The following is a 17,281-nucleotide window of genomic DNA, read 5'->3' on the forward strand; positions in this document are numbered from 1 at the left end:
GTCATGCACAAATCAACCATTAACTTACCCCTGTTAACTGTGCTGATTTTTATAAGCATCTATATTGTGCCTTTAGGTTTACGTGACCTTTGGTCTCCCGATGAGATCCGTTATGCGGAAATTGCTCGGGAAATGCTCAGCAGCGGAGATTGGACAGTACCTACTTTTAATGGTCTGCGTTATTTTGAAAAACCAATAATGGGTCATTGGATGAACGCTATTGCTCAACTGCTGTTTGGGGAAAACAATTTTTCGGCAAGAGCGGCCTCTGCATTCAGCACCGCAGGATCTGCAGGTTGCTTACTGTTATTAGTAACGCATTTTATAAACCGCCAAACTGCATGGATATCAGCCGCTATTTTTATCAGTCTGTTTATGGTCGCCGGCGTAGGCAGTTATAACGTATTGGATAGCCTGTTTTCTCTGTGCTTGACAGCCGCATTTAGCGCTTTCTTTTTTGCCGTTTCAGCCAATAACAGCAGCACCCGCTGTAGAGATTACGGCTTAGCCGGTTTATTTTGCGGTTTGGCTTTTCTAACCAAAGGTTTTTTAGCACTGTTATTACCGGTTATTGTGGTTTTACCTTACCTGCTCTGGCACAAACAATTTTTACCTATTTTACGCTGGGGATGGTGGGTAGTGACGGTTGCGCTGCTAATCTGTCTGCCCTGGGCGCTGGCGATTCATGCCGCGGAGCCCGATTATTGGCATTATTTCTTTTGGGTTGAGCATATTCAACGCTTCGCCGCTAAAGATGCACAGCACAGTGCCCCGTTCTGGTATTACTTTGCCTACTTACCCTTAGCCCTGCTGCCCTGGACATTTTTAGCACCAACCGCCATTAGGCACTTGAGAGACCATCTTCGTTTGCCGTTTATTCGCTATCTGCTGCTTTGGGCGATGCTGCCGATTCTATTTTTTTCAATCGCCCAGGGGAAAATTGTCACTTATATTCTGCCCTCTATGGCGCCAATCGCCATATTACTGGCAGTTGGATTAATCACTGCCTATAAAAAACGGGCCAAGGGATTAAAATGGGGCTCTGTTGTTAACCTCATCATTACGGCAGTTGCCGCCGGTGGATTTTTAGTCTTCTATTATGCCGGATATTTACCATTGGAAAGCCACGAGTATTACCGTCCCTGGCTGGCGTTCACGGCTCTTTCCTGTTGGGTCCTATGTGCTATTTTAGCTATTCGCGCCAGCACATTCGAAGCTAAAATAAGCGCTTATGCCATGATGCCGACAGCCTTGTTTTTACTCTTTTGGGCAATGATTCCCAATCTGAGTATCGACTCAAAAATGCCCGCCGGTTTTATTGAAGAACTTAAACCTTTGGTCAGCGAACAAACTATTCTACTGGCCGATCACCCGGCAACCATGTCGGCCTTAAATTGGTATTTAAAACGTAATGATGTTTATTTGCTCGATGGCAAAGGAGAGGTCAAATATGGACTCAGTTATCCCGACGCTGCGGATCGGTACATTGAACGGCAAAACCTTGCGCAATTTATTAAAAATAAACAGCAACAGACCGATATTTTAATTTTGCTGCGCAATCTGCAACTGCCGGCATCAGAACTACCAACAATCACTCGAACCTTTAAACAGGGTCGTTTCAGGGCGCTGTATTTTAAAAAGCGCGTCCTTGAGGATTAACTTGGTTTATACAAATAAGTATTCAGCCTTGCGAGTGTTAATTTTTCTTAGCTAATACCAAATCCATTAATTTTCTGCGCATTTATGCTGGTTAAAACACATGCTAGCTAGACATAAAACTATGTTTTAGTCTTTGTTATTAATTGGATTCATAACATCCTGTTATTCCCCACTTCGCGGCCAGCTAAAGCTGTTCAAAATCCGTCCATACGATTTGGTATAATTAGAACATCTAGTTACTGCAATCAATGCCTTGCTTTCATGGGTTTTTACGGCGCCTAAATAGATCACCTAATTAGTAGAATGGGTATAATGCAAGTTCACAACTTCAATCGATTTTGGTGTTCGGATAATTTGCTGAATAAAAAAAAGGCTGAGCAATTAATTGCTCAGCCTTTTTTATTCATCCCTTTTTATTAACTGCATAACAAGGGAGGTTTTTTAAAGTTAACCTTGTATACGCAGGTGTAACTCTTGTACCGAGTTGACTGTCGCGTCGGGTGCGGTCGGATCCGCAAGATGCGCCTGACATGTTGCAAATGCACCTTTCAAGGTCGTTGTGTAATTTACTTTATAACGCAGCGCTGCACGACGTAGCTGACGTGAATCTTCAATAGCAATACGACCTTCAGTGGTATTGACCATGTAGGTATATTCGCCATTTTTAGTGCGATCTAGAATATGCGGACGGCCTTCATGTACCTTATTAACCAGTCGCGCGTTAATACCGGCTTCTTGTAATACAATCATAGTGCCGTGTGTTGCATCAATCTCATAGCCAAGCTCGACTAAATTTTTAGCCAGTTTTGCAACGCGTTTTTTATCGCTGTTCCGCACGGAAAGTAATGCTCGACCGATAATTGGCACATCTTTAATCGAACCAAGTTCCGCCTTTGCATAAGCTTCGGCAAAGGTATCACCGGCACCCATCACTTCACCGGTACTGCGCATTTCAGGGCCTAATATAGGATCTGAACCGGGAAATTTATTAAAGGGTAAGACCACTTCTTTTACCGAATAGTATGGCGGGATAACTTCTTTAGTTACGCCGAGCTCTTTAAGGGTTTTACCGGCCATGACGCTTGCGCCAATTTTAGCAATCGGCACACCGGTCGCTTTTGACACAAAAGGCACGGTACGTGCAGCACGCGGATTAACCTCAATCATGTAGACTTCGTTATCTTTTACCGCAAGCTGGGTATTCATCAGGCCGATAACACCCAGTTCTAATGCTAACGAGCGAATGTAACCTCGAATCTCATCCTGGATTTCCGCACTTAACGTGTAAGCCGGTAATGAACATGCCGAGTCACCGGAGTGCACGCCCGCTTGTTCAATATGTTCCATAATAGCGCCGATAACCACGTCCGTACCGTCACAGATAGCATCGATATCCACTTCGATTGCATCATCTAAGAAACGATCCAGCAGTACCGGTGATTCATTAGAAACGCTGACCGCATCTTTAAAGTAACGGCGTAAATCAACTTCGTCATAAACGATTTCCATCGCCCGGCCACCTAATACATAGGATGGACGAACCACCAGCGGGTAACCTATCACTTTCGCTGATTCAACGGCTTGCTCAAGGGTAGTAACAGTATCATTTTCAGGCTGCTTAAGTCCTAAACGCTCAACCACCTGTTGGAAACGCTCACGGTCTTCGGCGCGGTCAATCGCCTCCGGTGAAGTACCGATAATAGGTACACCTGCAGCTTCTAGTGCACGAGCAAGTTTAAGCGGCGTTTGGCCGCCGTACTGTACGATCACACCTTTAGGTTTTTCAACTCGCACAATTTCCAGTACATCTTCCAATGTAATGGGTTCAAAATACAAACGATCCGAAGTATCAAAATCAGTAGATACGGTTTCAGGATTACAGTTCACCATAATGGTTTCATAACCGTCATCACGCATTGCCATGGCAGCGTGTACACAACAATAATCAAATTCGATACCCTGACCTATACGGTTAGGACCACCACCGATGATCATGATTTTATCATTGTCGGTGGGGTTAGCTTCACACTCTTCATCATAGGTTGAATACATGTAAGCTGTATCAGATGAAAACTCAGCAGCACAAGTATCTACCCGTTTGTAGACCGGGTGCAGATCAAATTTTTCACGCAGTTTACGGACTTCAGTTTCAGTAACACCCACCACAGTTGCGATACGGCTGTCGGCAAAACCTTTACGTTTGAGACGTTTAAGCACCGCTTTATCTAAACCGCGTAAACCGCCTTCAGAAATTTTACCTTCTTCAAGAATCAAGTCTTCAATCTGTACCAGGAACCATTTATCAATCATAGTAATGGCATAAATTTCATCTATGCTCATTCCTAAACGGAATGCATCACCGATATACCAGATACGCTCAGCACCGGCTTCACGCAGTTCGTATAATACTTTTTCTTTGGCGCCGGGATCATTTAAATCAACCATAGGGCTGAAACCGTCAGCGCCTACTTCCAGACCGCGAAGTGCTTTTTGTAAGGATTCCTGTTGATTACGGCCGATTGCCATTACTTCACCCACAGATTTCATCTGCGTAGTGAGACGATCATTGGAGTTAGCAAATTTTTCAAAGTTAAAACGCGGGATCTTAGTGACAACGTAATCTATGGTCGGCTCAAAGGATGCCGGTGTTTTACCGCCGGTAATATCATTCTGCAGCTCATCTAGAGTGTAACCAATCGCCAGTTTTGCCGCGATCCGCGCAATCGGGAAACCGGTCGCTTTTGATGCAAGTGCAGATGAACGTGATACGCGTGGATTCATTTCGATAAGAACCATACGGCCGTCTTCCGGGTTAATACCAAACTGGACGTTTGAACCACCGGTTTCAACACCAATTTCACGCAGTACAGCCAAAGATGCATTACGCATTAACTGGTATTCTTTATCGGTTAATGTCTGCGCAGGCGCAACCGTAATGGAATCCCCGGTATGAATACCCATGGGGTCAAAGTTTTCAATGGCACAAACGATAATACAGTTATCATTTTTGTCACGAACCACTTCCATCTCATACTCTTTCCAACCTATTAATGATTCATCGATTAATAGCTCGGTGGTAGGTGAAAGATCCAGACCGTTGGTACAGATATCGTCAAATTCTTCTTTATTGTAAGCTATACCGCCGCCTGTTCCGCCCATAGTAAAAGAAGGACGAATAATACAAGGGAAACCAACCATGTCTAAAACAGCGTAAGCTTCATCCATATTATGGGCGATTCCGGCACGCGGACATTCAAGGCCGATTTTTTTCATGGCAGTATCAAAGCGGCTACGATCTTCCGCTTTATCAATAGCGTCAGCCGTTGCGCCAATCATTTCAACATTATATTTAGCTAATATGCCTTTTGCTTCTAACTCAAGCGCACAGTTTAATGCAGTTTGCCCGCCCATTGTCGGCAGCACTGCACAGGGACGCTCTTTGGCGATGATTTTTTCAACAACCTGCCAGTGAATGGGTTCGATGTAGGTTGCATCGGCCATATCAGGGTCGGTCATTATCGTTGCTGGGTTAGAGTTAACCAACACCACACGGTAGCCTTCTTCTTTTAAAGCTTTACATGCTTGCGCGCCCGAGTAATCAAACTCACAAGCTTGGCCTATAATAATCGGTCCGGCACCAATGATTAGGATAGTTTTTAAGTCATTACGTTTTGGCATCTGAAATTTACCTTTCTATTCGCTGTTCTGTGATCTGATTAACTAGGCTTTTTTGTACGCTTCAATCAATTCAATAAAGTGATTAAATAATGGCGCTGCATCATGCGGGCCGGGACTTGCTTCAGGATGGCCCTGAAAACTAAATGCAGGTTTATCGGTGCGAGCCATACCTTGCAGTGAACCGTCAAACAATGAAATATGGGTGGCACGCATGTTATTCGGTAATGACGCTTGATCAGCGGCAAAACCATGATTTTGGCTGGTAATCATCACCACATTACGATCTAGATCTTTTACCGGATGGTTGGCGCCATGATGACCGAATTTCATTTTCGATGTTGTTGCGCCACTTGCTAAGGCAAGTAACTGATGGCCGAGACAGATACCAAAGACCGGAATCTCTGTGGTTAAGATTTCTTGAATGGCTGTGATCGCATAGGTACAAGGCTCCGGATCGCCCGGGCCATTTGACAGGAAGATGCCGTCCGGGTTCATTGCCAAGACATCACTCGCGGATGTTTGTGCCGGTACCACCGTGACGCGGCAGCCCCGGTCAACTAACATACGTAAAATATTACGTTTAACGCCATAATCATAAGCGACAACATGATATTTTGAATCGCTCGCATCGGCAGGTAACCCGCCGGTCAGTGTCCAGCTGCCCTGTGCCCAATTATAGGCTTCAGTAGTACTCACCTCTTTAGCCAAATCCATTCCCTTAAGACCGGGAAAGCTTTTAGCTTGAGATAAAGCAAGCGCTTGGTCGAGGTTTTCACCGGCCATAATACAACCCGCTTGAGCACCCTTTTCACGTAAAATACGTGTTAATTTACGGGTATCAATTTCTGCAATAGCGACAATATTATGTGCTTTTAAATAATCACTTAATCCCATTTGATTACGGAAATTACTTGCAAGCAGTGGTAAATCACGAATAACCAAACCACAGGCATGGATCGACGCTGATTCTTCGTCTTCGTTATTTGTTCCGGTATTTCCGATATGAGGGTAGGTTAATGTAACAATTTGGCGTGCGTAGGATGGATCTGTCAAAATTTCTTGGTAACCCGTCATTGACGTGTTGAAAACAACCTCACCGATGGAACTTCCATCAGCACCGATTGAGATACCTTCAAATACAGTTCCATCTTCCAATACCAATATGGCAGAATGACTCAAAATAACCTCCGTGGGGAAATAAAATAAATTTATTGAGTGCTGGAGGAAAATAATGCGTTTTTTTCCACCAAGCAATCATAAACTTTGGCAAATTGGCGACATGTTATAGATTTTAAGCGCAATTAACCAATGAAATTTTGTTTTCACGGAAAAAAATAACCATAAATAATGGCAGTGGGATAATAATAAATGGCTAACTCATCAATAGCCATTTAACCGGGATAGAAAGGAAAATTCACTTAAGGTGCTTATTTAGGCGCTTTCACCTTTCCAGCCGAAGGGATAAAATCAACCTAATACTTTAATCAAGGCCAAAGTGGCAGGCAAAGTTGGGATAAGTATCACCACCAGAAAGCCTAAAAAATAACGAATTGAATATGGGTCTTTAAAATTTTCTTCTGACACTGTCACTTCCTTCTGGGGTTAAATATGTTAATCTCACTGATCTAAATCAATTTAAGTATACCCTTAAAAGTCGTTGATTAGCATCAACTCATTCCGTATTCTTTTTCATAACAGGATCTTTTATGCAAGCCTTACAGTCAACAATAGCTTCTCCCGTTTGGTCTTTTTTCTCGACTATTTGCTCTATCCCGCACCCTTCTAAGCACGAGCAAAAACTGACAGATTGGATAATGAATTGGGCAAAAGAAAAAAATATAAGCTGTGTACAAGATAAGATTGGTAATCTGATATTAAAAAAATCCGCAAGTAAGGGGTATGAAAATAACACCGCTGTCATTCTTCAGGCGCACCTTGATATGGTGGCGCAAAAAAACAACAATATCGAGCACGATTTCTTAACCGATGCGATTAAGCCTAGCATCGAGGGTCAATGGTTACGCGCCGACAACACCACATTGGGCGCAGATAACGGCATCGGCATGGCGGCGTGTTTAGCGGTATTGGCTGATAACACACTGCAGCATGGCCCACTTGAGGTACTTTTAACTAGCGACGAAGAAACCGGCATGACCGGCGCATTTGGCCTGAAAGCTGATACCCTTCAGGGCAAAATCCTCCTGAATACGGATTCGGAACAAGAGGGTGAACTTTTTGTGGGTTGTGCAGGTGGCGTTAACGTCAATGCGACGATACCCTATGAAATAATGGAAAGTGAGCCGGCCGACAGTGCTTTTGAAATTACGCTGGACGGCCTCAAGGGCGGTCATTCCGGTTGTGATATTAATTTAGGCCGTGCAAATGCAATAAAAACACTGGTATCTGTGTTGCAAAACCTCGAGGGGGTGCCATTTCACCTAGCCTATTTTCAAGGTGGTAGTTTGCGTAATGCTATTCCACGGGAAGCGGATTGTGTCATTGTGTGTGATCCGCAGTATCAAAATGGCATAGAAATTATCATCAATACCCTGCAGCAAAAGCTGCGCAGTCAATATAAAGAATCTGAGCCTAATTTACAGCTTTCAGTAAAATCCTGTCAGCTGCCCACTTTTATTTTAACGCATAACAGCCAGGCTAATTTATTAACCAGCCTGAACCATTGTGATAATGGTATATACGCGATGGACAATGATTTTTCCGATGTTGTACAGACCTCATCAAATTTGGGCGTTGTTTCACAAAATAGAAACAACCGTAGCGTTTTTGATATTCAGGTATTAGTACGTTCACAGGTTGAGCAGGAAAAACAAGCAAAAGCACAAGAAATTGCAGATCAATTTCAACAACAGAATGGCACAGTATTGTTGACGGGTAACTATCCCGGCTGGAAACCAAACCCTGATTCAACGATTTATAAAACAATGGAAAAACAATACGTTAAATTATTTGATAAACAACCCAAACCGATGGTCATTCATGCCGGCTTAGAATGTGGTTTGTTCAGTGCGCAATATCCTCAATGGGATATGATTTCATTTGGCCCGACAATTAAATTCCCGCATAGTCCCGATGAAAAAGTGCTGATCGACAGTGTTGATAAGTTTTGGCAGTTATTGGTGGCAACATTAAAAGCGATTGATTAACCTTTATTAAAAGGCTTTTATAATAGATGATGGTGGGCTATCAAAATGCCTGCCATAATAAAAATATCAGGGTTTACAAGCTCTGATTTTTTTTTGCAATCAAAACAACCACACTGCGGGCATTCACTTTATAACTGAAACCCTGATGTACTGTCTCGTCCCCCGCTTTAGCGATATCAAAGGGAGAAGGTAAGGATGTATCAATGGCACGGTACCATTTATCCCCTTCAATATTCGGCAACGCAAATTCAAGTGCCTGCCAGTACATATTAAACATAATATGTATATCTTCACCGTTTGCCCGTTCGCCAAGTGTCATTGCTAATGCCAGTCCGCTTGGGTCATACCAACCTGGTTTCCCCAGTTCACAGCCATGCCATAATATATCGGATAAGCCACTCTGGTTTACTTCACTGTTATAATATTTATTACCAAATAAACGCGGGTGAGATTTGCGAAAAGCGATCAGGCGTTGCCAGAACTGCAGCATCGACCGGTTACTGTGAACATCCTGCCAATTGAACCAGGATAGTTCATTATCCTGACAATAAGCATTATTGTTACCCTGCTGCGTCCGGCAAATTTCATCGCCGGCAACAAACATAGGGACACCTTTAGATAACATTAAAATAGCGGCAAAATTTTTGATTTGTCGCTTACGCAGCATATTGATTTGCGGGTCATCAGTAATGCCCTCAACACCACAATTCCAACTTCTGTTATTATCAGCCCCATCACGATTATTTTCTCCATTTGCCTGATTATGTTTATGGTTATAGGAAACAAGATCATTAAGGGTAAAACCATCATGAGAAGTCATAAAGTTGATACTATTACTGGGTAACTCATGTTGGTGCTGATAGAGATCAGCACTGCCGGTAATACGCAGGGCAAAGGTTCCTAGCATGCCCGCTTTGCCGCGCATAAAATCACGCAAATCATCACGGTATAAACCGTTCCACTCCGCCCAACGGTGCCCGGGGAAAGAGCCAACCAGATACCCTCCCTGCGCATCCCAAGCCTCAGCAATCACCTTAACCTCTGCTAACTGTTCAGATAATTCGATAGCCCAAACAACAGGAGGATTGGCAATCAAATTACCGTCATCACCACGCGCTAAAATAGTGCCCTCATCAAAACGGAAACCATCGACGTGCATATCGCGCACCCAATATTCTAAACAATCAACAATAAATTTTTCACTAATAGGATGGTTGCATTTAAAGGTATTACCGCATCCGGAATAATTGCTGTAAATATTTTTATGTTTGTCCATTAAAAAATAATAACTGTCATTGGCAAAACCTTTAAAAGAGTATACCGGCCCCTGCTGGTCACCTTCATCGGTGTGGTTACCTTCCTGTGGATTGACGCAGTATCCAGAATGAGGTGCAAAAAAATTAATGGTGCTGTATCCCCAATAATTTTTTAATTTATTACCATTAAAATAACGCACCTCAGAATCTTCAAATTCAAAGACCGGTAGCAATTCAACCGCGGTAATACCTAATGCTTTTAAATAGGGTATTTTTTCTATTATGCCCGCATAAGTACCCGGATTTTTGACTTTGGAACTAGGTGATTTCGTAAATCCGCCGACATTCATCTCGTAAATAATACTCTCATTAAGACAATGGTTAGGGGGGCTATCACCCTGCCAGTCATAATCCGTTAGTTTGAGTACGCAACTGCGCATCGAAGTATGCAGATTATCACCGGCTTTACAGGCATCATTACGCTGCCATAAACTGCAGTTAATGCCTTTTGAATAGGGATCGATTAATACTTTTTGCGGATCAAAAATCAGCCCGTCTTCAGGTTGAAAAGGACCATCAACACGATAAGCATAATGTGTTTTTTCCGGCAAACCTTTTACAAAAACATGCCAAAAATAAAAACTGCGATTAATCAGGGGATCGAATCGGATAATATCGTAGGGTTCAAGCGCATCATGCTGTGCAAACAGAAGCAATTCGACTGAGGTTGAACGTTCATCACAATAAAGACAAAAATTAACCCCTTCATCTTCCACCGTCGCACCGATCGGGTGAGTTTTACCTGGCAGTAATTCGTACATTCTAAGACTCTTTTGTGACTAAAGTGTGATGACAAAACTGTAGTCAAAAACCGCTATTAATCAATGGCGCAACAGCGCTTAGGTTTTACTGAATAAATAACCCATTTAAATATCGAAGAATTGAAAGTTAACGACATTATTCGTTGGTTATTAATTTTAATGCCCTAATCAGATCAGAACTGCAATCTTTTGGTGCAAAATCAAACTTACCGAGATCAACAGTAAAATGTAACTACATGTATTTATTATACTTTCATTTACGGCATGCCGTTTGCTTATGCTTATGTTTACTAAAACCAGGCTTGCAGCACCCCCATTAACTAACCCAATTTTGCTTGATAAACAGCACTTAATCCTCTGTTATATCAAGTCGCCCAAAAAAAATCTGACCTAATTAATCTATTAAAAGGAACATCTGTAAAATGAATCTAAAATCCGTTACTGAATGCTTAACTAAAGTGGAGCTATTTCGCGGTATTGTCGGCCAGGATCTGGCACTTTTTGCAGAGCATGCAAAGCATCAGCAGCTTTTGGCAGGAGATATTCTTTTTCGCAGTCAGGATCTCAATGATGCACTTTATGTCATTATATCCGGCAGTATCCAGCTCTATGATGATCAGGGTGATAGCGAGCAAAGCCTGACGGTTTTTTCAAATAATGAGTTTATCGGCGAGAATATACTGATTGCGCCCGCGCACCAGCAGGGCCTTTGTGCCCGTCTATTAACCGACGTAACCTTGTTCCGCTTCGAACGGGATGTTTTACGCTCCCTGCTCAGTCAGCGCGGCGATTTGGCACTGAAAATATCTGCGACCATCTCACAAATCATCATTCGCCGTATGGAACATTCCAACAGCCGTTATGAAAATATAGCGGCGCTTTACCGGGCAGATGGGCAGCGCATAGAACACGACCTACTGGGTGAAAAGGCGGTACCTGAGACGGCCTACTACGGTATTCAAACCCTGCGCGCATTGGAAAATTTCAATATCAGTGGCATTACCCTGAACTTCTATCCCGACTTTATTCGCGGATTTGCCAAGGTGAAAAAAGCGGCCGCCCTCGCCAACCATGATTTGGGCCATATTCCGGATAATATTATTGTTGCGATTTGTCAGGCCTGTGACGAAATTGATATGGGCATGTTACATAACCACTTTATCGTCGATATGCTGCAGGGGGGCGCAGGTACATCCACTAATATGAATGCCAATGAAGTGATTGCTAATCGAGCATTGGAAATTTTGGGACACAAACGCGGTGACTACCAATATTGCCACCCGAATAATCATATTAACCGCTCTCAATCAACCAACGATGCGTACCCCACCGCCATCAAGATTGCCCTGATGGATGCCAACGATAAGCTGTTAGCGGAGGTCAATAAATTGATCGCGCTGATCGACGATAAAACATTTGAGTTTGCCGATATTCTGAAAATGGGCCGCACCCAGTTGCAGGACGCGGTGCCTATGACCCTGGGACAAAGCTTTAACGCTTATGCCTCCAGCCTGCGTAACGAAGTTGCGCGTCTCAAGACCTGCACCATTCCTTTTCTTACGGTCAATATGGGCGGGACAGCCATCGGTACCGGCCTGAATGCTGAGCCGCGCTACCGCGAGCGGGTTGTTCAACACCTCAGCAGGGTCACCGGACGAAATATCGTCTTGGCTGACGACCTGATCGAAGCGACCCATGATACCGGCTCGCTGGTAATGTATTCCTCTGCCCTCAAGCAGCTGGCGGTTAAACTTTCCAAAATATGTAATGATCTGCGCCTGCTCTCATCCGGACCGCGAGCCGGGTTCAACGAGATCAACTTACCGGCAATGCAGCCGGGATCTTCAATCATGCCCGGCAAGGTAAATCCGGTTATCCCTGAGGTAGTCAACCAGATAGCCTTCAAGGTGATCGGCAATGATCTGACCATTACGCTGGCCGCTGAAGCAGGACAACTCGAGCTCAATGTGATGGAGCCGGTGATGGTCGAGAGCTTGTTTGAGTCTATCGAAATACTTAAACGGGGAATGGATACGCTTGGTAACCGGTGTATTTCCGGAATCACTGCCAATGAGGCCGTCTGCGCGGCGAACGTCAAAAACTCCATCGGCATTGTCACCGCACTCAATCCGCACTTGGGTTATGAAATCTGTACCGCCCTGGCCAAGGAGGCGCTTGCGCATGACCGCAGTGTCTATGATCTGGTTCTCGAACAGCAGTTACTTTCCAAAGAGCAGCTTGATGATGTACTTGCACCGGAAAACATGGTGCGTTAAGGTTTAACCTGAACGCGCATATTTGAGAGGACAGCGGAGAGCATTCTCATTTTGATGCTCTCCCGTGCTTCTCTTAAGCAGTCAAGGTGCACGGGAATGCGTTGAAACACCTGGATTGCTTCCTCAACAGTGCTGCAGGTTTCAAGTAGGTAACGTATCACTATTGTTATGCCAAAACCGTCTCCCTGCACAAGAGGTCCTCCATAAACGATGGATTCTGCCAGTCCGAAATCGTTGATTCCGTCCAACGCTCTCAGCTAGAGAGAAGCAAATCGATACGATACTGCTATTTCCGCGCATTTCTGCGTTAAATCAGTTATCAAAAAACCGCCTACGGCATGCACTGTCTTATTGTCTGCTTGAAAAGTGTGCTTTAGTATTCTTAATTTTAACTCCTCGATTGTGCAGAGGAGATAAAATATTGCTTTCGAAAAAGAATTAAAAATCCAATCGTTAACTTAAAAAGAGTGCAAATAAGTTCACTTTGTCTTTAAACGGCTTCACCCTGCCAACTGAAATGATGATTGGCTTTTCGAGTGACCAGGCCTTTTTCTAGTAAGCCAAAAAATATCAGATCAACTTCTTCAGCGCTGATAGCAAGCTTATCGGCAATCGCTTTTTTAGTGCAGCGCACATCGCCTTTCAATAACACATCCAGTGCTTTTTGAAATAATATTTCAGAGCGCGGAATAGTCATATCATTATCTGTAACGGGACTGTTTTCGGCCACTTTCGAGGGTTGTTGGCTACTTTGTTGCCGCCATTTTTGTTGATTGCCAGCCACAGTACGTCTGAATCTCAGCTCTTCACCGATTAAGCCGACAAAAAATGCCGCAAAAAGATCCAATAATACGGATAAAAATACCACCAGTCCCAGCTGAGCATCCGTGGCGTTGATATTAAGTCCGTCGGCAAGACTGCCAATCAGACCAAATACTGAGCCTTGACTGGCAACGGGTAAATTGTCTCGCTGTACTGCCAGTTCAACCTGATCTTGGCGCAGCAAGGCATTCTCTTTTTGAATCCTGGCCACACCCGTTGCAATGCGGTTAAGTTCAATGTATTTTTCGGCAGCAATATTGTTTAAATCAATTTGCTTTTCCAGCGCCGCAATCTGCAGATTAAAAACCGCCACTTTATTTTGCTGTACATCAACATAGCGTTGCGCAGTATTAGTTGCACTATTAATGCCGCCTATACTGCCGCCAATTGAGATAGCCGCCAATACGCTGTAAAAAGAAAAGGCTGAAAAAGCCGCGAGCAAATGACGCCTTGCGATACGTTCACCAAATTCATACCACGCAAAAAATTTACCCAATTCAAAAATTACCGCTAATGCGCCGAACAGCACCTTCATCCAGGGGTTTTCGTCAATAGAAAGAAATAACAATAGGGAAAATATTATCGACGCTAAAATGGCTGCGCCAGTGAAACTGTATACTACGGTCATCGCAAAAGGACCTTTAGTATGGCGTATACGCGTCTTTTTTAAATTATGCATGCAGTGCTAAAAATATTAGAATGAAAAATTGGAGCGTAGTGTAAATTGCCGATAGAAAAAACACCAGTAATCAGCGCTCAGACAGCTGATTATCATCAAAAAGTATAATTTTTGTACTACTTAGTTAATTCCCTACCTGCAGGTTAACTCTCAGTGCCCTAACAACATCAATAACATCCCGCTTCGCTTCGAATGTAGAGAGGCTATTAATCATCATTATTTTTACTGCGCAGACTTTTAACTCGCCCTCTTTGGGTGGGAGTATCCATACGTTTACGTTGTGATCCTTTGGTGGCAATAGTCGCGCGACGCACTTTTTGGACGACGGCTGCCGAGACAATGAGGTTCTTTAAACGCTGCAATGCATCATCCCTATTTTACTCTTGAGTACGCTGGCTTTCCTTTTCCCCATAATTAAAATACTGGTCAATGACACCACATTGACATGAAAAATAGAAAAATGTTAAATGATTTTTGGAGAAATTCTCCATCCTTAAGATCATCATTATGCCAACACGGTTTAAATTGCTTTGTCTGACTTACAACAAAAGCCCTCTCTTTTGTATGATCAATATCTCACAACCGCCCTTCACATCTCTATCACTAAATAAAATTCACTTTAAATACAACAATTTAAAAAAATTTATACTTTGGTACAACTACTGCATTTATATATTCGGAACAACAATTTATTATTTTATCTATACAACAGGAGTAAGTAATTATGGCTATTCGTCAATGTGCAATTTATGGAAAAGGTGGTATCGGTAAATCTACTACAACACAAAACCTTGTAGCAGCATTAGCTGAATTAAAGCAAAAAGTAATGATTATCGGTTGTGATCCTAAAGCCGATTCTACTCGCCTTATCCTCCATTCTAAAATGCAAAACACTATTATGGAGATGGCCGCTGAAGCGGGCTCTGTTGAAGATATAGAGTTGGAAGATGTATTACTGACAGGTTACGGCGACGTAAAATGTGTTGAATCAGGCGGCCCAGAGCCAGGTGTCGGTTGTGCTGGTCGTGGTGTTATCACGGCGATTAACTTTTTAGAAGAAGAAGGTGCGTATACCGAAGATTTAGACTTCGTATTTTATGACGTACTTGGAGACGTGGTATGTGGTGGTTTTGCGATGCCGATTCGTGAAAACAAAGCGCAGGAAATCTACATTGTTTGCTCTGGTGAGATGATGGCAATGTATGCGGCAAACAATATCGCAAAAGGGATTTGTAAATATGCCAAAACAGGCAGCGTACGTTTAGCGGGTCTTATCTGTAACTCACGTAATACAGCGCGTGAAGATGAGCTAATTATGGAACTCGCATCGCAAATGGGTACGCAAATGATCCATTTTGTACCGCGTGACAATATCGTGCAACGCGCTGAAATTCGTCGTATGACAGTGATCGAATATGATCCAACTTGTGCCCAAGCCGATCAATACCGCACGCTCGCTAACAAAATCATCAATAACAAAATGTTTGTTGTTCCAACGCCAATCACTATGGATGAGCTGGAAGAACTACTAATGAATTTCGGTCTGATGGATGAAGAAGACGAAACAGTTATCGGTAAGACAGCAAAAGAACTTGCTGACGAAGCAGCTGCTGCAGCTTAATAACGACTAAGGGGGCTTTTATGACTAGCATTAAAGAGCAAAATGAAAAAATGATCCAGGAGGTACTTGAGGTATATCCTGACAGTGCCAAGAAAGATCGCGAAAAACACTTAGGCATTAATGATAGTAGCTGCAGTAGTAGCTGTGTTACAGCCAACCGTAAATCTCAACCTGGCGTCATGACCGCTCGTGGTTGTGCCTATGCCGGCTCTAAAGGGGTTGTCTTTGGCCCCATTAAAGACATGATTCATGTCAGCCACGGCCCGGTGGGCTGTGGTCAATACTCTCGCGCTGGACGCCGTAATTACTACACAGGAAAAACAGGTGTAAACAGCTTTGGAACTATGAACTTTACGTCAGATTTCCAGGAGAAAGATATCGTTTTTGGTGGCGATAAAAAACTCGCTATCGTCATGGATGAACTGGAAATACTGTTCCCACTGTCCAAAGGTGTTTCAATTCAATCGGAATGTCCGGTTGGTTTGATTGGTGATGATATCGAAGCCGTTGCTAAAGAAGCACAGGCTAAAACAGGTAAGGTTGTTGTACCGGTGCGCTGTGAAGGTTTCCGCGGCGTGTCCCAATCATTGGGGCACCATATTGCGAACGATGCAATGCGCGACAAAATGATTGATAACCGTGAGCACGATGACACCTTTGACGGTACACCTTACGATGTCGGTTTAATCGGCGATTACAATATCGGCGGTGATGCCTGGTCAACACGTTTATTACTTGAAGAAATTGGCTTGCGTGTTATCTCGCAGTGGTCAGGTGACGGCACAGTGTCTGATATTGAGCTCAACTGTAAAGCCAAACTTAACCTCGTGCATTGTTACCGTAGTGTTAACTACATTGCCCGTCATATGGAAGAAAAATATCAGATTCCCTGGCTTGAATTTAACTTCTTTGGTCCGACTAAAATTGCAGAGTCACTGACCGAAATTGCATCTAAATTTGATCAGACTATCCAAGAGAAAGCCAAACAAGTGATAGCTAAATATGATGCGCAATGGCAAGCCGTTGTTGCTAAATACAAACCACGCCTGGAAGGCAAAAAAGTAATGTTATATGTAGGTGGCCTGCGTCCCCGTCATGTGATCGGCGCTTATGAAGATCTCGGTATGGAGGTTGTCGGTACGGGTTATGAATTTGGTCACAACGATGATTATGAACGTACACAGCCAGATATAAAAGATGCAACATTGATTTATGACGATGTAACAGGTTATGAATTTGAAGAGTTTGTTAAGAAGATCCAACCAGACTTAATTGGCTCGGGTGTAAAAGAGAAATACATATTCC

General features: G+C 43.4%; 11 protein-coding genes. 5 read left to right on the forward strand and 6 right to left on the reverse strand.

What is annotated here, in order from left to right:
* Positions 1-3 precede the first annotated feature (3 nt).
* Positions 4-1,659: a lipid IV(A) 4-amino-4-deoxy-L-arabinosyltransferase gene (gene arnT / locus ACJAZP_RS07820; RefSeq protein WP_415230181.1), complete on the forward strand. Its 1,656-nt coding sequence runs from the start codon at positions 4-6 to the stop codon at positions 1,657-1,659.
* 447 nt (positions 1,660-2,106) lie between these two features.
* On the opposite strand, the gene carB is transcribed toward arnT, so the two are convergent.
* Positions 2,107-5,337: a carbamoyl-phosphate synthase large subunit gene (carB, locus tag ACJAZP_RS07825; RefSeq protein WP_415230182.1), complete on the reverse strand. Its 3,231-nt coding sequence runs from the start codon at positions 5,335-5,337 to the stop codon at positions 2,107-2,109.
* A 42-nt stretch (positions 5,338-5,379) separates the two neighbouring features.
* Positions 5,380-6,516, reverse strand: coding sequence for a glutamine-hydrolyzing carbamoyl-phosphate synthase small subunit (gene carA, locus ACJAZP_RS07830; protein WP_415230183.1), 1,137 nt, complete (start codon positions 6,514-6,516; stop codon positions 5,380-5,382).
* Between the two features lie 527 nt (positions 6,517-7,043).
* Between carA and ACJAZP_RS07835 the strand changes: the two genes are divergently transcribed.
* The gene (locus ACJAZP_RS07835) at positions 7,044-8,501 is read left to right on the forward strand and encodes an aminoacyl-histidine dipeptidase (RefSeq protein ID WP_415230184.1); all 1,458 of its coding nucleotides are present in this window, start codon (positions 7,044-7,046) and stop codon (positions 8,499-8,501) included.
* A 73-nt stretch (positions 8,502-8,574) separates the two neighbouring features.
* Here the strand turns inward: ACJAZP_RS07835 and ACJAZP_RS07840 are convergent, their stop codons facing one another.
* Positions 8,575-10,578 carry a glycogen debranching protein gene (locus ACJAZP_RS07840; protein WP_415230185.1) on the reverse strand — a complete coding sequence of 668 codons (2,004 nt, stop codon included), beginning with the start codon at positions 10,576-10,578 and terminating at the stop codon, positions 8,575-8,577.
* A gap of 422 nt (positions 10,579-11,000) precedes the next feature.
* Between ACJAZP_RS07840 and aspA the strand changes: the two genes are divergently transcribed.
* Positions 11,001-12,854 (forward strand): aspartate ammonia-lyase, encoded by a 1,854-nt coding sequence (gene aspA / locus ACJAZP_RS07845; protein ID WP_415230186.1) that lies wholly within the window; start codon positions 11,001-11,003, stop codon positions 12,852-12,854.
* On the opposite strand, the gene ACJAZP_RS07850 is transcribed toward aspA, so the two are convergent.
* The 3 genes from ACJAZP_RS07850 to ACJAZP_RS07860 form a co-directional block, all read right to left on the reverse strand.
* On the reverse strand, positions 12,851-13,102 hold the full coding sequence (locus ACJAZP_RS07850; RefSeq protein WP_415230187.1) for a carcinine hydrolase/isopenicillin-N N-acyltransferase family protein: 252 nt from the start codon (positions 13,100-13,102) through the stop codon (positions 12,851-12,853). The genes aspA and ACJAZP_RS07850 overlap by 4 nt on opposite strands.
* Before the next feature lie 242 nt (positions 13,103-13,344).
* The gene (locus tag ACJAZP_RS07855) at positions 13,345-14,355 is read right to left on the reverse strand and encodes a Preprotein translocase subunit SecY (protein ID WP_415230188.1); all 1,011 of its coding nucleotides are present in this window, start codon (positions 14,353-14,355) and stop codon (positions 13,345-13,347) included.
* Between the two features lie 206 nt (positions 14,356-14,561).
* The gene (locus tag ACJAZP_RS07860) at positions 14,562-14,717 is read right to left on the reverse strand and encodes a hypothetical protein (protein WP_415230189.1); all 156 of its coding nucleotides are present in this window, start codon (positions 14,715-14,717) and stop codon (positions 14,562-14,564) included.
* 362 nt (positions 14,718-15,079) lie between these two features.
* On the opposite strand from ACJAZP_RS07860, the gene nifH reads away from it, so the two are divergent.
* Together nifH and nifD are read left to right on the forward strand one after the other, a co-directional pair.
* The gene (nifH, locus tag ACJAZP_RS07865; protein ID WP_415226810.1) at positions 15,080-15,976 is read left to right on the forward strand and encodes a nitrogenase iron protein; all 897 of its coding nucleotides are present in this window, start codon (positions 15,080-15,082) and stop codon (positions 15,974-15,976) included.
* 20 nt (positions 15,977-15,996) lie between these two features.
* Positions 15,997-17,281, forward strand: a 1,285-nt coding sequence (gene nifD / locus ACJAZP_RS07870) for a nitrogenase molybdenum-iron protein alpha chain (protein ID WP_415230190.1), incomplete at its 3' end; no start/stop codon positions are given.

This window comes from Psychromonas sp. (genome assembly GCF_047632955.1).
Lineage (GTDB): Bacteria > Pseudomonadota > Gammaproteobacteria > Enterobacterales > Psychromonadaceae > Psychromonas.